Source organism: Desulfovibrio sp. JY (assembly GCA_021730285.1).
Classification (GTDB): domain Bacteria; phylum Desulfobacterota; class Desulfovibrionia; order Desulfovibrionales; family Desulfovibrionaceae; genus Solidesulfovibrio.
In genome coordinates, this window is record CP082962.1 from 468,231 (window position 1) to 489,298 (window position 21,068).

Consider the following 21,068-nt stretch of genomic DNA (forward strand, 5'->3'; position numbering starts at 1 on the left):
TTTTTTTAAGGAGCTTTTCCTTTCGCCCCCTCTGTTCAAAACGCTGTGCGGCGGGGGCAAGGGGCACGCGGGGAAGTTGTTCTATTGTAGTTTTTTTGTAACATACCGATATCATAAATCATCCAAAGACAGGGAAGAAATTCGTCACTCTTATTTTTCATTTGGCGCCAAGTATGATACCGTTGTAAATATAACGGCCCTGTGCGGCGCAAGGCAACGCAACGGAGGCATTCCCGTTCATACCGCATGATGCAAAAAGGATAACGACACGATGGCGATGCAAAAAAAGATGTCGGTTTTTACGCTGAGCATGATGACCGTCGCGGCGGTGGTGAGTCTGCGCGGACTGCCGATGATGGCCAAAGAGGGCCTCTCCCTGGTCTTTTACATCCTTTTCTCCACCATCATGTTCCTTATCCCGGCCTCCCTCGTCGCGGCGGAACTGGGCGGCGCCTTCAGTGACAAGGGCGGCGGCGTCTATACCTGGATCAAGGAAGCGTTCGGTTCGCGTTGGGGCTTCACGGCCATCTGGCTCCAGTGGATTCAAAACGTGGTCTGGTATCCCACGGTGCTCGGTTTTACGGCCAGCTGCCTGGCCTACCTCTTTATGCAGCCCGCCATGGCCCAAAACGGCGTCTACACCGGCATCGTGATCCTGGTGTGCTACTGGATAGCCACATTCCTGACCCTGGCCGGAACGGGCGTGGCCAGTTCGGTCACCAAATACGGCGTGCTGTTCGGCACCGTGCTGCCCGGGGTGGTGATCATCGTGCTTGGGCTTTTGTGGATCGACCAGGGCAACCCCATCGCGTTTTTAAGCGCCAGCCCGGTCGCGGACGCCGCCGGCGCGTTGGGCCATCCCCACGCCAGACTCTTTCCCCACATCACCGGTCTTGGCAGCGTGGCCTTCCTGGCCGGCATCATCCTGCTTTTCGCCGGCGTGGAGGTCCACGCCGTGCACGCCAATGAAATGGAAAACCCGTCCCGCCAGTTTCCGGAAAGCATGTTTCTGTCCGCGGCCGTGATCTTCCTGCTCTTTATGCTCGGTTCCCTGGCCGTGGCCGCCGTGGTTCCGGCCTCGGAAATCAGCCTCACGGCCGGGCTCATGCAGGCCTTCAAGCAACTTTTCGACAAATTCGACATCGGCTTTTTGACGCCGGTCATGGGCCTGCTTGCGGCCTTCGGCGCCATCGGCGGCGTCATGTCCTGGATCGGCGGGCCGAGCCGGGGCCTGCTCGAGACGGCCAAGCAGGGCGAGATTCCGCCCTTCATGGCCAAGGTCAACAAGAACGGCGTGCAGATCAACATCCTGCTCATCCAGGGCGTGATCGTCAGCCTGCTCGCCGCCCTCTACTTCATCATGGACAACGTGAGCGTGGCCTTTTTCGTGCTTTCGGCCATGACCGTCACCCTCTATCTCGTGATGTACATCCTCATGTACGCCGCCGCCATCCGGCTGCGCCTGACCCATCCCGACCTGCCGCGTTCCTACAAGGTGCCCGGCGGCATCGTCGGCATGTGCCTGATCGCCGGCATCGGCCTCATCGGCGTGACGTTCTCCCTGGTGGTCGGCTTTTTCCCGCCGACGAACCTTCCCGTGGGCAATCCCGCCCTGTACGTGGGCCTCGTGGCGGCCGGTCTGGTGGTCTTCGTCGGCCTGCCGCTGGTCATCAACGCCTGCAAGAAACCCGGCTGGCGCCAGGTCGGCAAATAGGCCGCCGGCGAAACCGTAACGAAGGAGGCGCTTTTATGCCCTTGCATCAGAAGGACACGGTCCGCGACGATCTCCTGGACGATGTGTATGCGTCGAGCGACCTTTCGGTGCGCATGCCCAAGTACCGCTTTCCCCAAAATGAAATCGAGGCCAGACACGCCTATCAGGTGGTGCACGACGAACTGATGCTCGACGGCAATTCCCGTCAGAATCTGGCCACCTTCTGCCAGACCTGGGCCGATCCCGAGATTCACCAGCTGATGGACGAATGCCTCGACAAGAACATGATCGACAAGGACGAGTACCCCCAGACCGCCGAGTTGGAAGCGCGCTGCGTGCACATGCTGGCCGACCTGTGGCACTCGCCCGAGGCCGCCAACACCATGGGCTGCTCCACCACCGGCTCGAGCGAGGCGGCCATGCTCGGCGGGCTGGCCATGAAATGGCGCTGGCGGGCCGCCCGCAAGGCCGCCGGCAAGCCGACCGACAAACCCAACATGATCTGCGGCCCGGTCCAGGTCTGCTGGCACAAGTTCGCCCGCTACTGGGACGTCGAACTGCGCGAAATCCCCATGGAGCACGACCGGCTCATCATGAGCCCCGAGGAAGTCATCAAACGCTGCGACGAGAACACCATCGGCGTGGTGCCGACCCTCGGCGTGACCTTCACCTGCCAGTACGAGCCCGTCGAGGCGGTATGCCAGGCCCTGGACAAGTATCAGGCCGACACCGGCTGCGACATCCCGGTGCATGTGGACGGCGCCAGCGGCGGCTTTCTGGCCCCGTTTCGCGATCCCGACCTGCTGTGGGATTTCCGGCTGCCCCGGGTCAAGTCCATCAACGCCTCGGGCCACAAGTTCGGCCTGTCGCCGCTCGGCGTCGGCTGGGTGGTGTGGCGCGACGCCAAGGAACTGCCCGAGGACCTGATCTTCAATGTCAACTACCTGGGCGGCAACATGCCGACCTTCGCGCTCAACTTCTCGCGCCCCGGCGGCCAGATCATCGCCCAGTACTACAATTTCCTGCGCCTTGGCCGCGAGGGCTACCACAAGATCCAGTCGGCCTGCTACGACACGGCCGCCTATCTCGGCGACGCGCTTCGGGAAGTCCCGGACTTCGAGGTCATCTACGACGGGCGGGGCGGCATCCCGGCCGTGAGTTGGAGCCTTGTCGAAGGGAAAAAGCACAACTTCAACCTCTACGACCTGTCCGATCGGCTGCGTTCCCGGGGCTGGCAGGTGCCGGCCTATTCCATGCCGCCCCATCGCGAGGACCTCGTGGTCATGCGCGCCCTGGTCCGCCACGGCTTCAGCCGCGACCTGGCCGACCTGCTGGTCGAGGACCTCAAGCGCTGCCTGGCCTACTTCGCCAAAAACCCCGTGACCCAGTCCCTGACCGCGGAAACGGCCTCGGGGTTCAGCCATACCTAAACCCGCGCGCCGTCGCGGACCGGCCCCGGACCGCTTGCCAGTCCGGGGCCGGTCGCCGTCGCGCGTTCTCGAAGTCCGTGGCCGCATGTCGTAAGGGAACATGCCAATACCATGAAGGTCTGTCTTAAAAAATACCGGCGAGGCTTTTACGGGAAACCCGCGCGCGCCAACGCCGGCTTCCGCGCGAAAGGCCGCAGCCGTATTTTTAAAGGGCGCAACACGTAGGAACTCCGCCATGCCCCGATTCCGGTCCGCCGCTCTCGTTCTCGTCGCCGCCTGCTTTCTCGCCGCCACCGCCTCGGCCGCAACCTCCGTTTCCATGTACGGCGATTTCCGCGTGCAGGGCACGTTCTTCAGCAACCAGAACTACACCGGCTGGAACGCCGACGGCACCCAGACCGCGGACACCATGAATTTCTGGCAGCGCATGCGCCTGCACGTCGATCTTGCCGCCAACGAAAATCTGGCCTTTCGCCTGGGGCTTCGCGTCAACAACCAGACCTGGGGGCACGGCACCCTGACGGCGGCCAACCCCACGACCGCCATCGAGCCCTACCAGTGCTATCTCCAGTTCACCCTGCCCGGTACGGCCATCCAGGTGACGGCCGGCTACCAGCCCCTGTCCCTGCCCCATACCTCGGTCTTCTACGACTCCGTGGTGCTCGGCACGGACTCGGGCAACAGCGACGCGGCCGCCCTGGTCGTCAGCGTCCCGCTGCTCGAGGACCGGCTCGGCGTCACGGCCGGCTACGCCCGGCTGGTGGACACCAACCGGACCTACGACACCACCACCACGCAAGTCGGCGACGAGCTGGACCTCACCTTCGTCACGCTGCCGGTGGCGATTTCGGGCACGCACATCACGCCCTGGGGCGCGGTGGCCATCCTCGGCCGCGCCGCCGACCTGCCGGACTCCATGAGCAACTCCCTGCGCGCCGCCGGGTCCTTCGTGACCCCGACGGGCTTTGCCGACAACCAGAGCGCCGCCTTCTGGACAGGCTTCACCCTGACCGCCGAGCTGCCGATACCGCTCAAGCTCTATGCCGACGCGGTCTACGGCGACGCCTGGGCCGCCGATCGGGAACGCTGCCGCCGGCGCGGCTGGTTCGCGGACGCGGCCCTGGAATACACCGGCTTCACCATGGTCGCGCCCCAGCTCCTCGGCTGGTACGGCAGCGGCGAGGATTCCGGGCTGTCCAACGGCTCGGAACGGCTGCCCACCATCAACACGGAATGGGGACCCGCCGGCTCGTTTCTGTTCAACGCCGACCAGTACCTGACCCAGGCCGCCATGAACACCACGCCCCAGGGCAGCATGGGATTAGTGCTTAATTTCAGCAAAATCAGCATCGTGCCGCGCCTGACCTCCCTGGTGGCCTTTTCCTACGCCACGGGCACCAGCTCGCCGGCGGGCCTGCGCAAGGCCGTGGCCGTCACGGGGGGACCCGGTTCCTATGTCACCATGGGGGAGGACCTGGCCCAGGGCGAAAACCTCTACTCCGTGGCCTGCGAGCATGTGTACGCCCTGACCGACGCCGTGAACCTGATCGGCGAGCTGGGCTGGGCGCATCCCGAAGGGCTCCACTCGAGCATCTGGGGGCATCGCATGGTCAACCAGGCCGGCGACGCCTGGCAGGCGGCGCTTGGCATCATCTATACCTTTTAACGCCTGGCGCGGTCGGTCCCCATCCTCGGCATTTGCGCCGAGCACCAGAGGCTTTCCTTCGCCTCGGCTTGCCTGACCCTCCCCACACCATGAAACGTTTTGGGGAGGGGAGAGCGCGAGAGGGGGACACTTTTTTCAGAAAGGGTCCCCCTCTCGCACCTCCTTCTCTTTCCATCCTCCCCCCACATTGACAGGGTGCTGGATCTGGGCCATTGACGGGTCGATTTGTGGTAAAGGACCTTTCGAGAAACGGAAGACGGTGTAAATCCGTCGCAGACGCGCTGCTGTGATCGGGGTTTGGCGGCGGTTATCCACTGGGTCGGGCGAACGCCGGCCTGGGAAGGATGCCGCCAGATGCTGACGGTCCCCTCCGGGACCACCCCGTAAGCCAGAAGACGCCTCGAATCGGTCGGTATCCAGGCCTCGCGACATGGGCCGGAGTGACCGTATATGCCGGACGCGCCCGCGTTTCCGGACCGTCACCCGTGCCCCGTTCCCCGCATCCGCCGGGGGCGGGTTTTTTGTTGCGTGCCGTTTTGGCCAGGCCGGCCGACGTCAACCGCCCGCGAACCACGCGGGCCAACAAGGAGCACGTTGCATGGTGACGCATTCGCTGGGATTTCCCCGCATGGGGCGCAACCGGGAACTCAAGGCAGCCCTCGAAAGTTACTGGGCCGGCAGGATCGATGCCGCCGCCCTGAAGGCGCAGGCCGCCGCCTTGCGGCTTTCGCACTGGAAGCTCGCGGGCGAGGCCGGCCTCGATTTGGTGCCGGTCGGCGACTTCTCCCTCTACGACCACATGCTCGACATGGCCTGCCTGCTGGGTGCGGTGCCGGAGCGCTTCGGCCATGCCGGCGGGGAGGTGCCCCTGGACACCTTTTTCGCCATGGCCCGGGGCCTCCAGGACGGGACGCGCGACGTGGCGGCCATGGAGATGACCAAGTGGTTCGACACCAACTACCACTACATCGTGCCGGAGTTCACGCCGGGCCAGCGCCTTGCCGTGGTCGGGTCGAAGATCTTCGACGAGGCGCGTCAGGCCGCCGAGGCGGGATTCGCGGCCAAGGCCGTGCTGCCCGGGCCGTTCACGTTCCTTACGCTCGGCAAAAGCGCCACACCCGGCTTCGACCGCTTTTCGCTGCTCCCGGACCTGCTCGAGGCCTACCGGGACATCCTTGGCCGCCTGGGTGCGCTGTGCCCCTGGATCGAACTCGACGAGCCCATCCTGGCCCAGGACCTGCCCGAATCCCTGGCCGGCCCGTTCCGTGAGGCCTACCGTGACCTCGCCAAGACCACCGGTCCGGCGAAACTGATGCTCGCCACCTACTTCGGCGGCATCGCCCACAACCTGCCCTGGGTGGAAGGGCTGCCCCTTGGCGCGCTCCACATCGACTGCGTGCGCGACCCGACCCAGATCGCCTTGGTAGCCAAGGCGCTGTCGCCGGAAACCGCCTTGTCGCTCGGGCTCGTGGACGGGCGCAACATCTGGCGCGTGGACGCGGCCGCCGCCCTGGCCCGCATCGCGCTGGCGGCGGATCACGTCGGAGCGGAGCGCCTCATGCTCGCGCCGTCGTGTTCGCTGCTGCATTGCCCGGTGGACCTTGCGGCGGAAACCGCCCTCGACCCGACCATCCGCAGTTGGATGGCCTTTGCCGTGCAGAAATGCCGCGAGGTGCGCCTGCTCGCCGATGCTGCCGCGCCCGGCGGGCCTGAGCATCCGGAGGTGGCCGCCGCCCTGGCCGACAACCGGGCCGCCTGGGAGAGCCGGCGGGAAAGCGTGGTCGCGACCGACGCGGCCGTGCGCCGGCGGGTGGATGCCGTGACCGTGGACATGTTCCACCGGCCGGCCCCCTATAAGGAACGCGCCAAAACCCAGGCGGCCGCCCTCTCCCTGCCGCCCATCCCCACCACCACCATCGGCTCCTTTCCCCAGACGCCGGCAATCCGGCAGGCCCGGCGGCGCGCCAAGACCGGCGAGATGGACGCCGCCGCCTACAAAGCCTTCCTCAAGGAGACCATCGCCGACGTGGTGGCCCGGCAGGAGGCCCTCGGCCTCGACGTGCTGGTGCATGGCGAGCCCGAGCGAAACGACATGGTGGAGTATTTCGGCGAGCGGCTCGCCGGCTTTTGCTTCACGAAAAACGGCTGGGTGCAAAGCTACGGCGCGCGCTGCGTCAAGCCGCCGGTCATCTACGGCGACGTGTCGCGCCCCGGCCCCATGACCGTGGACTGGTCGACCTACGCCGCTTCCCTGACGAAGAAACCCATGAAGGGCATGCTCACCGGCCCGGCCACCATCCTGTGCTGGAGCTTCGTGCGCGACGACCAGCCCCGCGAGACCACGCGCCGGCAGATCGCCCTGGCCATGCGCGACGAGGTGGCGGACCTGGAGCGGGCCGGGCTGCGCGTCATCCAGATCGACGAGCCGGCCCTGCGCGAGGGACTGCCGCTGCGGCGCAAGGACTGGGAGCTGGCCCTGGCCCTGGCCGTGGACGATTTCCGGCTGACCGCCGCCGTGGCGAGGCCGGAAACACAGATCCACACCCACATGTGCTACGCGGAATTCAATGACATCGTGCCGTCCATCGCGGCCATGGATGCCGACGTCATCAGCATCGAGGCCAGCCGCAGCCGCATGGAACTCCTCACCGCCTTCGCCGACTTCCAATACCCCAACGAGATAGGTCCCGGGCTCTACGACATCCACAGCCCGCGTGTGCCGTCGGTCGCCGAGATGGAAACGCTGCTCAAACGCGCGGCCGCAGTCATCCCACCCGAACGACTGTGGGCCAACCCCGATTGCGGACTCAAGACCCGGGCCTGGCCGGAAGCCACCGCCGCCTTGGCCAATATGGTGGAAGCAGCCCGCCGCGTCCGCGCGGTGTTATTTGATAAGAGGTAAGGAGCCTCCGGCGGCCAGGGGGAAACTTTTTGAAAAAAGTTTCCCCCTGGACCCCCTTCAAAAACTTTTCAAGGGTTATCAATCGATTATCGACGAGAGTTTGACTCGAAACGAGCTGTCTCGCCCCCCTTTAAAGTTTTTGGGGAGGGTGGGGGTCCGGGGGAGGGAACCCTTTTTTTCAAAAAAGGGTTCCCTCCCCCGGCGCTTTCCTCCCCTCCCCAATCACCGAACGGTGATGGAGAGGCCGGGAGCGGTCTGGCGCAGTGCTTCCAGGAGGTCGTCCGGGAAGACGGCCGGTCCGGCGGCGCGAAGGTTTTCGTCGGAGCAGCCTTTGGGCTGGAAGGGCTGGATGACCCAGGTGGGGACTTCCTGCCGGTCCAGTTCTTCGGCCAGGGAAGTCATGTCCGCCCTGTCGAGCAGGCCCGGGTGCCAGGTGGTGCGCACTTCGAAGGCGACGTGCGCCTGATTGAGGAGTTGCAGGCTGGCCAGGGCCGGCTCGGCGCTGCCGGGGATGCCGGTGATGCGGTCATAGGCCGCGGCCGGGGCCTTGATGTCGCAGCCCACCCAGTCGCAGGCGGGCAGCACGTCGGCCAGGGCGTCGGGGAACATGCCGGCCGTGTGCAGGCCGATTTTGAAGCCGAGTTCGCGCACGGCCGCCATGGCCGCGCCGAGTCCCTTTTGTCGCGTGGGTTCGCCGCCGGAAAAAACCACCGCGTCGAGGAGTCCCTGCCGGCTTTCCAGCCAGGACAGGGCACCGGCGAAATCCTCGTCGGCCTCGCCATCCCCTTCGCGCAGGGCGGCGTTGTGGCAGTAGGGGCAGCGCCAGGGACAGCCCCGGCAGAAAAGCACCGCCGCCAGCTCCCCGGGGTAATCCAGGGTGGAAAGCGGCGTGCGGCCGCCAAGACGCAATCCTTCTTCATTTCGTATCTTTTGCATTCGTACTTCCGCAAGGGAACGTCATCACCACACCGAATCCCATAGTGGGATTCCAGTCATTGCCCGTTCCCTTTGAAAGTTTTTGAAGGGGGGTCCGGGGGGAAACTTTTTTCAAAAAGTTTCCCCCCGGCCGCCGGAGGCGCCCTCCCCCCCGCTTATTGAGGCTCGGCGAAACAGATGCGTTCTTCGTATTCGCCCTGTTTGCCGATATTGAAGGCCGATTTGGGTCGGTAGTAGCCCATGACCCGGGTCCAGATCTCGCAGGCGCGGGTTTCGCCGGCCGTGGCGCAGCGCGGGCAGGTCTCGTGCTCGCCGGCCAGGTAGCCGTGGACGTCGCAGATGGAGAAGGTGGGCGTTATGGTGATGTAGGGCAGCGCAAAGCGGGAAAGCGCCCGGCGCACCAGGTGCTTGCAGGCCTCGGCGCTGGAGATGCGTTCGCCCATGTAGAGGTGGAGCACCGTGCCGCCGGTGTATTTGCGCTGAAGCTCCTCCTGGCGCGAAAGCGCCTCGAAGGGGTCGTCGGTAAAGCCGACCGGCAGCTGGGACGAGTTGGTGTAGTAAGGCTTTTCCGTCGTTCCGGCCTGGATGATGCCGGGGAAGCGTTTGCGGTCTTCCTTGGCGAACCGGTAGGTGGTGCCTTCGGCCGGGGTGGCTTCCAGGTTGTAGAGGTGGCCGGTCTGCTCCTGGAACTCGGTCATGCGCGCGCGCACGTGGTCGAGCAGGCGCACGGCCAGGGCGTGGCCGGCCGGGGTGGTGATGTTTTCGGCATCGGACGTGAAGTTGCGGATCATTTCATTGATGCCGTTGACGCCGATGGTGGAGAAATGGTTGCGCAGCGAACCCAGGTAGCGCTTGGTGTAGGGGAAAAGCCCGGCGTCCATGCGCCGCGTGATCTCCTTGCGCTTGATCTCCAGGCTGGTGCGGGCGATGTCGAGCAGGCCGTCCAGGCGGGCCAGAAGTCCCGCCTCGTCGCCGCGATGGCTGTAGCCGAGCCGGGCGCAGTTGATGGTGACAACGCCCACGGACCCGGTCTGCTCGGCGCTGCCGAAAAGGCCGTTGCCGCGCTTTAAAAGCTCGCGCAGGTCGAGCTGGAGCCGGCAGCACATGGAGCGCACCATGTTGGGCTCGAGGTCGGAATTCACGAAATTCTGGAAGTAGGGCAGGCCGTACTTGGCCGTCATCTCGAAGAGAATGTCGACGTTGGGCGACTCCCAGGGAAAATCCTTGGTGATGTTGTAGGTGGGGATGGGGAAGGTGAAGACCCGTCCCTTGGCGTCGCCGGCGGTCATGACGTCGATGTAGGCCCGGTTGATCATGTCCATTTCGGCTTGGAGCTCGCCGTAGGTGAAATCGAGCTCCTCGCCGCCGATGCGCGGATGCTGGCCGGCCAGGTCGTCCGGGCAGGTCCAGTCGAAGGTCAGGTTGGTGAAGGGGGTCTGGGTGCCCCAGCGCGACGGCACGTTCAGGTTGTAGATCAGCTCCTGGATGGACTGGCGCACCTCGGCGTAATCGAGCCTGTCCTTGCGCACGAACGGGGCCATGTAGGTGTCGAAGGAGGAAAAGGCCTGGGCCCCGGCCCACTCGTTTTGCAGCGTGCCGAGAAAATTGACGATCTGTCCGACAGCGCTGGAAAGATGGCGCGGCGGGTCGGCTTCCACCTTGTCCGGCACGCCGTTTAAGCCTTCTTCCAGCAGCGTGCGCAGCGACCAGCCGGCGCAGTAGCCGGCCAGCATGTCCAGGTCGTGGATGTGCAGGTCGCCTTCGCGGTGGGCGGCGCCCACTTCCGGCGGATAGACGTGGTTGAGCCAATAATTGGCCACCACCTTGCCCGAGACGTTCAAGATGAGTCCGCCGAGCGAATAACCCTGGTTGGCGTTGGCGGCCACGCGCCAGTCCTGGCGGTCGAGGTATTCGTTGATGGAGGCGGCCACGTCCACCACGGTCTTCTTGTCGTGGCGCAGCTTGGCCCGCTGTTCCCGGTAGACCGAGTAGGCGCGCATGGTGCGGAAGTGGTTGGCCGAAATCAGGGCCTGCTCCACCACGTCCTGGATGCGCTCGATGTCCGGGATCTGTCCGGTGAAGCGGTGGGACAGCACTTTGACGGCCTGGGCCGTGAGCAGCCGGGCCTCGGCGTCCTCGAACTCGCCCGTGACCGCGCCGGCCCGGCGGATGGCGGAGAAAATCTTCTCGCCGTCAAAAGGAACGACCTTGCCATCGCGCTTTTTGATGCGCATGGGCACGGCCACGGCGACACGTTCCGGCGCAGCGGACGCTGCGGATTCCGGCACGGTGTCGAAAGAGAGATCGGAACTGGTCATCGGTTCCAGCATGGCATTCCCTGCGATACCGCGTTCCGGTATCGAGATGGAACCGAGGCGGGACGCGCGGCCGCGAGCGCCACCCCATGCGCTGCGAGGCCGGTCGCCCTCCCTCGAGGCTCCCTGGCGGTTCGTCCGCGAACAGGCTTCGCGGACGGGTGCTGGCAGGTCTTCGGACTTGCGAACGTGACGGCCGGCAGACCGGGTGCCTACTGTCCGCCGCTTCCCAGGCCGGGGGCCCAGTGCTTGGTGGCGGAGGTCGTTTTCGCTTACCGCTGCGGGGCAGTCCCGGAGTCTCACCGGGTTCTCTTTTGCAGCCCGTCCCGGGGAGGACGGACGCCAGCGCTGCCATGGTATAGGGGGGGGCGACCGGGAGAGTCAACCGGCCTCAGGGGGGCGGGGGCGGCCGCTATCGGGCTTCGTTCGGCCGCCCCCGGAGCTTCCGGGCGATTTGAAAAAAAATCCGTCGTCGGCGCGGCGTCACTCAGTGATCGTGGGTGTGGGGCACGTGCTCGTGGTCCGGGTGGACATGGTCGTGAGGGCCGTGCTCGCCGGTATGCTGGTGTTCGTGCGCGCCTTCCCCCGCGCCGTGCTCGTGGGGATGCTTGTGCTCGTGTTCATGTTCATGGGTATGGACATGGACATGCTTGTGGGTGTGCTTGCCGATGCCGGGATGCTCGTGTTCGTGCTCGTGTTCGTGGGTATGCTCGTGGCTATGGTCATGGTGGTGTTCGTGGTCGCCTTGCATGATGGCTGCCTCCTTTTTCTTTTTGTTATTCCATGAACCATTTCGCCGTCCCCGCCAAGACGGCATGTTTTTTCCCTTCCTCGCACAAGGCGTTCCCGTTCTCCGGGGCCGACATTCTCCCCGGATACAAAAACCGGATGCGTACGCTTTTCAATGCGGCGCAATTTCCAGGGAAGCAACGGACCGCGACCTTTCCGCCCCCGCGTATGCACCGTCCCGCCGACGCGGGCCGGATCACCCCTCCCGGCCGTCCCAACGGTGGAAGAGGTCGTGGGGGATGGCGAACTGGTCCAGGATCTTGCCCACGGTCTGGTCCACGATGTCCATGATGGTGCGGGGGCCGTGGTAGAACGACGGGGCCGGGGGCAGGATGACGCCGCCCATTTCGGTCACGGCCGTCATGTGGCGCAGGTGCCCCAGGTGCAGCGGCGTTTCGCGCGGCACGAGCACCAGCTTGCGCCGCTCCTTGAGCGTCACGTCGGCGGCCCGGGCCAGCAGGTTGTCGCCAAGGGACAGGGCGACCTGGGCCAGGGTCTTCATGGAGCACGGGACCACCACCATGCCGTGCACGGGAAACGAGCCGCTCGAGATAGCCGCCGCCAGATTGTCGTGGGCATGGACCACATCGGCCAGGGCCGTGACGGCCTCGGCCGTGAAGTCGGTCTCGTAGGCCAACGTCGTGGCCGCGCCCCGGCTCAAAATGAGATGCGTTTCCACCTCGGCCACGCCGCGCAGGACCTCGAGCAACCGGATGCCGTAGATCACGCCGCTTGCGCCCGTTATGCCGACCAGGAGCCGTTTCATGATTTTTCCTCCGGTTGTGTGGACAGTTATCCGAGCCAGCCCGCTCCAGGCGCCCTTCTTCCGGCCCGCCAGCCTTCCGATGTTTGCGGCGCCGCATATTGACATCCGAAACGGTGCGGGTAAACCTGCGATAGTTTCCAAAACAAAGAAGTTGGAGAGTCGCGGGCACAGGGCATACCGCGTGCCCTGATCCGTTTTTCGGCCGGTGCTTCTCCCCGCATGGCGGATTCGCGTCTTGCCACAGTCCCCGCAGTACGGAGTCTCTATGAAAAACCGCAATGTTTATTTCGCGCTGGTGCTGGCAACCCTCCTGCTCGCCTTCGGCGTCTGGATCCTGGCCTTTTTCCGGTCCACCCTCGTGACCAAGCGGACCGAGACGCCCCAGGCGGCTCCCAGCCAGAACGCCAAGGCGCCGGCCATGCCGCAGCTCTTCAATCCGCCGCGCCCCGAGGACGCCCCGGAAAGCATCCGCGCCGAAGTCATGCTCGGCTACAAGATCATGACCGAAACGAAGAAGTACGCCGGCAAATACATCAACAACGACCTGTCCTGCACCAGCTGCCACTTCGACGGCGGCCGCAGCCTCGACACCATTTCCCTGGTCGGGGTCGGGGCGCGCTACCCGCTCTTCCGCGGTCGCCGCGACTACACCGCCGACCTGACGCTGCGCACCCAGGGCTGCTTCGAACGCAGCATGAACGGCACCGCCCCGGCCTACGACAGCCAGATCATGCAGTCCCTGCTCGTCTATATGCAGTGGATATCCAAGGGCATCCCCATCTATTCCGAGCAGCCCTGGACCCTGCCCCACGACCTGGGCAATTCCCATAAGCCCGATGTGGCCAACGGCGCCAAGGTCTACGCGGACGTTTGCGCCAGATGCCACGGCGAGGCCGGCCAGGGCACCGCCATCGCCCCGCCGCTCTGGGGCGACGGCTCCTATAACGACGGGGCCGGCATGCACCGCATCCGCACCTTTTCCGTGTTCGCCTGGCGCTACATGCCCAAGAGCTCCCCGTCCCTGACCCAGGAACAGGCCCTGGATGTGGCCGGTTTCGTGCATGAAAAGCCGCGCCCGAAATTCGTGGCCACCCACCCCGGCAAGGTCGAGCAGGTCATCCCCCTGTCCGAGGTGCAGTAAGCCATGATCTTCCCCATCCTGCATATTCCGGGTCTCGGCGACGGCATGACCATCGCCCTCGATGCCGTGCTGCACGTGCTCATCAGCCACGGCCTGGCCATCGGCCTCGTCACCATGCTGGTGCTGTTCCAGACGCTGACGTACCTGGGCAAGGGGACGTTCTGGGCGCGGATCAGCCGCACGCTCCTCGGACCGGCCGTGGTCGTCACCACCTCGGTCGGCGCGGTCACGGGCGTCGGCATCTGGTTCATCACCGGGGCGCTGGCCCCGGAGGGCATCGGATCGCTCATCCACCTCTTTTTCTGGCCCTGGTTCATCGAATGGGGCGCTTTCACCTCGGAAGTGGTGCTCCTTTTGATCTACTACTACCTGTGGGACCGGCTGGCCGAAAAACGGCCGGGAACGCTGGTGGCCCTCGGCTGGGGCTACGTCGGCATGGCGGTCATTTCCGCCATCCTTATTTCGGGCATCCTGGGGTTCATGCTCACCCCGGACGGCTGGCCCTCGGCCGGCGGCTTCGTGCGGGCCTATTTCAACCCGACCTTCATTCCCCAATGCTTCCTACGCGTGGCGGGCGGGCTGGCCCTTGGCGCGCTCTTCGTCGTCACCTGGACGGCCTGGCGCTTCAAGGGCTCGCGGGAGGAGCGCGGCCGGGCGTTGCGCCTTGGCGGCCTGGTGTTTCTCGGCGCGGCCCTGGTCGCCACGGCCAGCGGGTTCGTCTACTTCTCCCGGGTGCCCATGACCTACCTCACCCACTGGAAATTCGCCGTGGCCACCTCGGCCCTGTCCCAGCGCCCCGACTTCCTGCCCCTGGCCAACGGCCTGGCCGGACTGCTCGTGCTGGCGACGGCCCTGGCGGCGCTTTTGCGACGGCCGCTCCTTTGCCGGGCGCTTTGCATCCCGACCATCATTTTGTGCGTGGGGCTGGTGACGGAATTCGAGCGCGTGCGCGAGTTCGTGCGCGGCCCGTACCTGCTGCCGGGCTACATGTACGCCAACCAGATACCGCTGGTGGAAAACAAGGGGCTCGCCGCGAAAAACGCGGCCATCCTGCCCACCATGCGCTGGGTCAACGACAACGGGAGCCAATCCGCCGCCATGCGCGACGGAGCGACCCTTTTCGCGGCCAACTGCGGCGTGTGCCATACCGACGGCGGCATCAACGACATCCGCAAGCGCATCGCCGGCCGCACTCAGGACGGCGTCAACGCCATCACCGCCATCACCGAGGGGCTGGCCCCGTTCATGACGCCCTTTACCGGCACCGAACAGGAACGCCTGCTTCTGGCCAATTACCTCTTTACGTTGGCCAACCAGGATTCACGCCTGCGCGGGCCGGAGCCCAAGGAGAAGTAGCCATGTCCCAGTGGACCGATCTGTTCCTCTCACTGCCGCTGCCGGCAAGCTGGCTGCATGGGCTGCTTTTCGTCTCCTTCGGCCTGCATCTGCTGTTCGTGCTGCTCATGCTCGGCACGGCGCTGCTCGGCTTGCTCTTTTTCATCCAGAAAAAAATTCACGGCGAAAGCGGACCACAGCTTTGGAACAAGCGCATGGTGCACACGCACCTGGGGCTCAAAAGCCTGGCCGTGGTGCTTGGCGTGGCCCCGCTGCTCATCATCCAGGTGCGCTATTCCCAGGCCTTTTTCACCACCACGGGCCTTTTTTCCTATGCCTGGCTGGCCGTGATTCCGCTTTTGATCGTGGCCTTTCTGCTCATCGACGCCTTTGGCCACAAGATAAGCGACAGTCCGTGGCTGGCCTTTGTCTGCGGCGTGCTCGGCGTGGGCGCGCTTTTAACCGTTCCGGCGATTTTCACCGGGGCCCTGTCGCTCATGGAACGCCAGGACTTCTGGGCCCGGTTCGCGGCCCGGGGATTTGCCCTGGACGGGGTGTTCGCGCCGCACTGGCTGCTGCGCTACCTGCATATCATCGGCGCGGCCCTGGTCTTCGGCGCGGCCTTCCACCTCTTCTTTTCGGCCAGGGAACATCCCGAAAAGGCCGCGAAGCTTCGCTCCTGGCTTTTCGGCGCGACCCTGGCCCAGGTCGTCATCGGCATCCCGCTGGTCTTTTCCGTGGCCTCGGGCCTCGACTGGCCCGTGCTCGGCGCGGTGACCGTGGGCGTGGCCGCCGCCATGCTGGTGCTTTTGGCCCTGCGGCCCGCCGCCGCGCCCCTTGCCGCCGGCCCGGGCAGCCTGCTCGTCCTGCTGCCCATCATCTTCGTTTCCATGCTCCTCGCCCGGCAGTTTCTCCAGGACCGCGTCCTGGCCCCGGCCCATGCCCAGGCCGTGGCCGTGCGCGAGGCGCGCTCGAAAGCCTACGCCCCCTTCCGCAAGGAAGCCCTGGCCGCCTTTACCGCCAAGCTGAACACCGTCTACGACAACGGCGAGACCATCTACACCGGAGCCTGCCAGCCCTGCCACGGCAAGGCCGGCCATGGGGACGGCCCGACCGCCGCCCGACTGGTGGTGCCGGCCGAGGATCTTGCCGCCATCCGGGCGAACAGGGACTACATCTACGGTATCCTGACGGCCGGCACCCCGGGCTCGGGCATGCCGTATTTCCGGCTCTTCGACCGGGAAAAACTGGAAAAGCTGCTGGATACGCTTTCCACGCGGTTTTCCATGTTCGATGCCACGCCCAAGCCGGCGCACCATCCGGTCGGCTCCGAGGCCATGCAGGTCTGGAACAAGACCTGTTCCGTGTGCCACGGCGCGGACGGCGGCATCACGCCCTTCGGCCGCACCCTGCTCCCGGCCCCGCCGGACCTGCGCCGCTATGCCCTGACGCCCGAACGCGCCCTGGCCGTCATCACCGACGGCTACCCCGGAACGGTCATGCAGCCCTACCGCGCCCTGCCCGCAGCCACGCTCCAAGACCTCGCCACCATCAGCAACACCTTCCGCACGGCCCGTTGAGGCCTGTTAGAAAGTGCAGGGGGGAAACCTTTCTGAAGAAAGGTTCTCCCCCCTGCACCCCCCTTCCAAAGACTTTTAATAATAGTGCTGGGTTAGCTTCACAACACGCCCCGTTGAAAAGTTTAGGAAGGGGAGAGCGCGAGAGGGGAGAACCCGTTGCAAAAGGGTTTCCCCTCTCGCACCCTCTTTCCATTCCTCAATCTTTCTCCTCAACCAACGCCCGGGCCAGGGCGAGGAGCGTCGAGGTTTGGGCGAGTCCCTGGAGGAAGCGCGGCGGGATGCCGGAGAGTCCGACTTGTGCCCCGACCAGGGCTCCGGTCAGCATGGTGCGGGCCAGGTTCTGGCCGCCGCCGTTTAGGGAATGGAGCACGGCCGATTCGAAATCGTCGTGGAAACGCGCGGCCAGGTAATAGGCGGCGGGCAGCTGGTGGTAGATGGCGCAGGGCATGCCGTAGACCAGGGACACCTTCCAGGCCGGCTCGATGCGGATGTCGGGATCGGCTGCGGCGGCCGCCATGTAGGCCGGGGACAGCAAGGCGTCCGGCGAGGCGAAGCGGCCGGCCCGGGGCGGATCGGGGTCGCCCGGCCGGGGCGGCTGCATGTCGTCGCGGGTCACGGCATGAAACGGCAGCGCGCCGGTTTTGACCAGATGCATGAGCTCGTCCGAAAGGGTCGCGTCGAGCCTGCGCCCCATGACGAGCCGCCCCAGCACCGAACAGTAGGCCACGGTGAGCGAGACCACCAGGTCGTCGGACTGGGTCAGCACGGTGTTGGCCGCGACGTTTACGGCCAGGGCGGCGGGATCGGCGGCGTAGCGCACGGCAATGGCCAGGGCGCGTTCGATGGCCTCGGTGGTGTCGGCCGGGCCGCCCGTTTGTTCCCAGGGGAGTTTCTGGAGGACCCGGCGTCGCCAGGCCTCGCGGATGGACTGGCTGGTGTAACGCCCGGGACCGCTGACCGGCGTGCCGTCGAGCAGCGGGAAGAGGTCGGTCTCGAGGCGTCGGCAGAAGTCGGCCTGATCGTAGCCGCCCCGGGCGACCAGGGATTCGGTGAGCATCTTGAGGATGAACCCGGCCTGGGAGAGTTCCCCCGCTTTGAGGCCGTCATGATAGCGGCCGGGTTTTGGATCGGTGTAGCCGGTGATCCAGTCGCCGTAATCGCGCCGCAGCGCGGCCAAGTCGTAGTACCAATGCGGGCCGACGCCCAGGGCGTCGCCGATAAACGCCCCCATGATCGCCCCGGTCGCCCGGTCCTGCCTGTCCTTGCCTGCCATGGGTTGCCTCCTTTTCATGAAAGGCCCCTGCGCCGAGGGGCCAGGCGGATGCGCACCTGGCCCGGGCGGAGGAGCCTCTCAACCTTCTTCTCCCAAAGATGCGGCCGAAGCGCAATCGCCTGCCCCGCCGCCCGGCCTGGCAGCCGGCCGGAGAGGGCTCGCGGGGAACCGGGAAACCGGATAGGCTCCAGACCATGGACGCACTTCTTTTCGGCATATCCGGCCTGCCGCACGGCGACGGCGGGCAAAAATTCACCTACGCCACGGCCATCCCCTATCTGCGCCGGCTCGGCCTCGACGCCATGGAACTGCCCTTCGTCAGGTCCGTCAACGTCACGGAGAAAAACCGGGACGCGATCCTGCGCAGCAAGGCGGAAAACGACTTCTATCTCTCGGCCCACGCCTCGTACTACATCAACCTCAACGCCGCCTCGACGGACAAGCAGGAGGCGTCCCTGGACCGCATCCGACAGGGAGCGCTGGCCCTGGCCATGGTGGGCGGGCGCAGGCTGGTCTTTCACCCCGGCTTCTACCTCGGCCAGCCGCAGGAAGAAGTCTACGCGGCCATCCGCGACAACCTGCGCAAACTGCCCGACATGGGCATCGAGTATCGCCTGGAAACGACGGGCAAGGGCACGCAGTTCGGCACCCTTGGGGAACTGTTGCAGCTCAGCCGGGACGTGCCCACCTGCAAGCCGTGCATCGACTTTTCCCACATCCACGCCCGGGGCAACGGGGCGCTTCGGCGCACGGCGGATTTCGGCAAGGTGCTTCGCGCCGTGGCTGACGCCCTGGGTCCGGAGGCGCTTGGCGACATGCACATCCACATCAGCGGCATCGAATACGGCCCGAAGGGCGAAAAGCGCCACCTGGGCCTTCGGGAAAGCGACTTCAACTACAAGGCCTGCCTGCGGGCCCTGCGGGATTACGCCGTCAAAGGCTGCGTCATCTGCGAGGATTCGCTGCTCGAAGACGACGCCCGGCTGCTCCAAAAGACCTACCGCGCCCTGTAGCCGGCGGCCAAGGGGCATGGATGCACCCGGCAAGCGCCCTCCTCCGCCAGCCTTCTTCCCGGCGCGGCTCCTCGGTCAATCCGCCGCCCGCCCCACGCAAAAGTGCCCCGAATCCCGGCGCGATGCCGAAAATCGGGGCACTTTCCGCTCCACGGAGCAACCGCGGATCAACCGCGGAACAGCTGCGACGGTTTTTTCCCGCCGGCCGCGCCGCTACTTTCCCTTAAACGCGATGCGGAAACAGGCGATGGCACCGCCCCAGGTGATGCCGAGGCCGAAAAGCATCATGACAATGGCACTGGTGGACATGGCCTATCTCCTTTTCAAAAAGTTCTTGTTCGTGTTCACGATGAGGGCAAAGGCATGGTTTTGCCGCGAACAGACGGCGGCGAAGGCGATGCAGATGAAAAGCGTGGACCAGCCGAAAGCCAGCGTCGCCGCCGTGGAGTAGCCGCCGTAATTCTTGGAGATATCGCCCACGAAATTCGACACCAGCATGAAAAACAGCATGGCGGGTGCGATGAACCGAATGCTGATGGACCAGAGCCGGCCGATCTTGATCTCCGAGGAGCTGTTGATATAGGCGCGCAGATCGTCGATCCGGCAGAACCAGGCGACGAAGATGATCTCGATGACGCCGCCGAGGAGCACGCCGAAGTTGTTGATGAAGTGATCGACGATATCGAGCAGCAACAGCCCGCCGCCTGTCGTAAAGGCAATGCTGATCACAAATCCGACGGTGCAGAAGATAAGGGCCGCCTTCTTGCGGGAGATGTCCATCTTTTCCATGAGCGCGGCCACCACGACTTCATTGAGTGAAATCATGGAGGACAGTCCGGCCACGGAAAGAGCCAGGAAGAACAACGTGCCGAAGAAGATGGGCGCGGGCATCAGGTTGATGGCCGTGGGCAGGGTGATAAACGCCAGTCCGACGCCGGAAGTCGCGATCTTGCTGATGGGAACGCCCTGCTGCTGGGCCATGTAGCCAAGCACGCTGAAGATCATGATGCCGGAGATGACGCTGAAGCCGCAGTTGATGAACACGGTCATGCAGGCGTTGTTGCTGATGTCCGATTCCTCGGGCAGATAACTGGCATAGGACAGCATGATGGCGAAGCCGATGGACAGGCTGTAGAAGATCTGCCCGAAGGCGTCGGCCCAGACCTTGCCGTCCAGGATTGCGGAAAAGTCGGGCGTAAAAAGCCAGTTGAGGCCGTCGACCGCGCCGGGGAGCATCAACCCTCTGCCGATGAAAATGAACACCAGCAGAAAAAGCAGCGGCATGAAGATCTTGTTCGTGCGTTCGATGCCGCCTTTCACGCCGGTAAACACCGCGAAAATCGTGAGAAACCAGGCCGCGGCCGTGGCGATGACGATTTCCGGCTGGGCACTGCCCAAATGCAGCGGCGAGTCGGTGACGGCCAGGAATTTCTTGAAAAAGAAGTCCTTCGGCGCCGTGCCCCAGCCCTGGAAAAAGGCCAGCACGAAGTAGTTGAGCGCCCAGGCGACAACAACGGCATAGTAGGTCGTGATGATAAAGGACACCATGACCTGCCACCAGCCGAGCCACTCCCATTTTTTGGAGATGGAGGAGAAAACCTTCGGCGCGGAGCCGATGAATTTCTTTCCCAGGCCGAATTCGAGGATCATGAAGGGAATGCCGGCGATCAGCATGGCCGTAAAGTACGGAATGAGAAACGCGCCACCGCCGTTGTCGTAGACCATGTACGGGAAGCGCCATATGTTGCCGAGCCCGATTGCCGACCCGACCGCGGCCATGACGAACCCGGTCCGTGAACCCCACATCTCTCTTTTCTGCATAACCTCACAACTCCATTGAAAATACTGGCCTATCGCATCATTCATTCTACGGGATCATGAAAGACACTTCTCCCACATAGCGAACATCCCGGTGCATCCGGGACATTCGCGTTTCCTCGCCTTGCAAGAAGTCTTGACGAAAGAAGACACACCATGCCGATGCCGGACGGCATGGTCGCTTACGTCGCGGGGACATTTCGCCGGCTGCTTGCGGATACGACAGAGGCCCTGCCGACAAACGGGAAGGCGAAACGACGCGCGACTCCGGGCAGTGCCAGAGACGGCTTCGAATACAAGGGGCCACACGCAAACCATTTTCAGGGAGAAAAGTCCAGTCTGAAAGCAGGCCGCCGTCCAGCCACATCCCCCACAGGCTGGTGCAAACGT

At 64.7% G+C, this 21,068-nt stretch carries 15 protein-coding genes and 2 riboswitches; of the genes, 9 read left to right on the forward strand and 6 right to left on the reverse strand.

All coding sequences use genetic code 11. The features are described from left to right. Positions 1-271 precede the first annotated feature (271 nt). From K9F62_02055 to metE, 4 genes are all read left to right on the forward strand, one after another. Positions 272-1,714 carry an amino acid permease gene (locus K9F62_02055; protein UJX41505.1) on the forward strand — a complete coding sequence of 481 codons (1,443 nt, stop codon included), beginning with the start codon at positions 272-274 and terminating at the stop codon, positions 1,712-1,714. A gap of 35 nt (positions 1,715-1,749) precedes the next feature. Then, positions 1,750-3,144 (forward strand): glutamate decarboxylase, encoded by a 1,395-nt coding sequence (locus K9F62_02060; protein UJX41506.1) that lies wholly within the window; start codon positions 1,750-1,752, stop codon positions 3,142-3,144. Positions 3,145-3,379: 235 nt separating this feature from the next. Beyond that, positions 3,380-4,810 carry an outer membrane homotrimeric porin gene (locus K9F62_02065; GenBank protein UJX41507.1) on the forward strand — a complete coding sequence of 477 codons (1,431 nt, stop codon included), beginning with the start codon at positions 3,380-3,382 and terminating at the stop codon, positions 4,808-4,810. Between the two features lie 211 nt (positions 4,811-5,021). Beyond that, positions 5,022-5,228, forward strand: a riboswitch (cobalamin riboswitch). A gap of 180 nt (positions 5,229-5,408) precedes the next feature. Beyond that, a complete protein-coding gene (gene metE / locus K9F62_02070; protein ID UJX41508.1) occupies positions 5,409-7,712 on the forward strand; it encodes a 5-methyltetrahydropteroyltriglutamate--homocysteine S-methyltransferase in 2,304 nt (767 codons plus the stop codon). 222 nt (positions 7,713-7,934) lie between these two features. On the opposite strand, the gene K9F62_02075 is transcribed toward metE, so the two are convergent. Further along, positions 7,935-8,648, reverse strand: coding sequence for an anaerobic ribonucleoside-triphosphate reductase activating protein (locus tag K9F62_02075; GenBank protein ID UJX41509.1), 714 nt, complete (start codon positions 8,646-8,648; stop codon positions 7,935-7,937). Between the two features lie 155 nt (positions 8,649-8,803). After that, on the reverse strand, positions 8,804-10,978 hold the full coding sequence (locus tag K9F62_02080; GenBank protein UJX41510.1) for a ribonucleoside triphosphate reductase: 2,175 nt from the start codon (positions 10,976-10,978) through the stop codon (positions 8,804-8,806). 133 nt (positions 10,979-11,111) lie between these two features. Then, positions 11,112-11,325: riboswitch (cobalamin riboswitch) on the reverse strand. 128 nt (positions 11,326-11,453) lie between these two features. On the opposite strand from K9F62_02080, the gene K9F62_02085 reads away from it, so the two are divergent. After that, positions 11,454-11,750: a hypothetical protein gene (locus tag K9F62_02085; GenBank protein ID UJX41511.1), complete on the forward strand. Its 297-nt coding sequence runs from the start codon at positions 11,454-11,456 to the stop codon at positions 11,748-11,750. A 198-nt stretch (positions 11,751-11,948) separates the two neighbouring features. Here K9F62_02085 and K9F62_02090 read toward each other — a convergent pair whose 3' ends face one another. Beyond that, positions 11,949-12,518 (reverse strand): UbiX family flavin prenyltransferase, encoded by a 570-nt coding sequence (locus K9F62_02090; protein UJX41512.1) that lies wholly within the window; start codon positions 12,516-12,518, stop codon positions 11,949-11,951. Between the two features lie 265 nt (positions 12,519-12,783). On the opposite strand from K9F62_02090, the gene K9F62_02095 reads away from it, so the two are divergent. The 3 genes from K9F62_02095 to K9F62_02105 are packed head-to-tail and all read left to right on the forward strand — an operon-like array spanning position 12,784 to position 16,574. Continuing rightward, complete coding sequence (locus K9F62_02095; protein ID UJX41513.1) at positions 12,784-13,659, forward strand: c-type cytochrome; 876 nt, start codon at positions 12,784-12,786, stop codon at positions 13,657-13,659. Between the two features lie 3 nt (positions 13,660-13,662). Then, positions 13,663-15,015 carry a cytochrome ubiquinol oxidase subunit I gene (locus K9F62_02100; GenBank protein ID UJX41514.1) on the forward strand — a complete coding sequence of 451 codons (1,353 nt, stop codon included), beginning with the start codon at positions 13,663-13,665 and terminating at the stop codon, positions 15,013-15,015. Between the two features lie 2 nt (positions 15,016-15,017). Beyond that, positions 15,018-16,574, forward strand: coding sequence for a c-type cytochrome (locus K9F62_02105; protein ID UJX41515.1), 1,557 nt, complete (start codon positions 15,018-15,020; stop codon positions 16,572-16,574). 196 nt (positions 16,575-16,770) lie between these two features. Here the strand turns inward: K9F62_02105 and K9F62_02110 are convergent, their stop codons facing one another. Further along, a complete protein-coding gene (locus tag K9F62_02110) occupies positions 16,771-17,847 on the reverse strand; it encodes an ADP-ribosylglycohydrolase family protein (protein ID UJX41516.1) in 1,077 nt (358 codons plus the stop codon). 194 nt (positions 17,848-18,041) lie between these two features. Between K9F62_02110 and K9F62_02115 the strand changes: the two genes are divergently transcribed. Then, positions 18,042-18,860 carry a TIM barrel protein gene (locus tag K9F62_02115; GenBank protein ID UJX41517.1) on the forward strand — a complete coding sequence of 273 codons (819 nt, stop codon included), beginning with the start codon at positions 18,042-18,044 and terminating at the stop codon, positions 18,858-18,860. Between the two features lie 213 nt (positions 18,861-19,073). Here K9F62_02115 and K9F62_02120 read toward each other — a convergent pair whose 3' ends face one another. Next, positions 19,074-19,169, reverse strand: coding sequence for a MetS family NSS transporter small subunit (locus K9F62_02120; protein UJX41518.1), 96 nt, complete (start codon positions 19,167-19,169; stop codon positions 19,074-19,076). A 3-nt stretch (positions 19,170-19,172) separates the two neighbouring features. Further along, entirely contained in the window at positions 19,173-20,681 is a 1,509-nt protein-coding gene (locus K9F62_02125) for a sodium-dependent transporter (GenBank protein ID UJX41519.1), read from the reverse strand. Positions 20,682-21,068 lie beyond the last annotated feature (387 nt).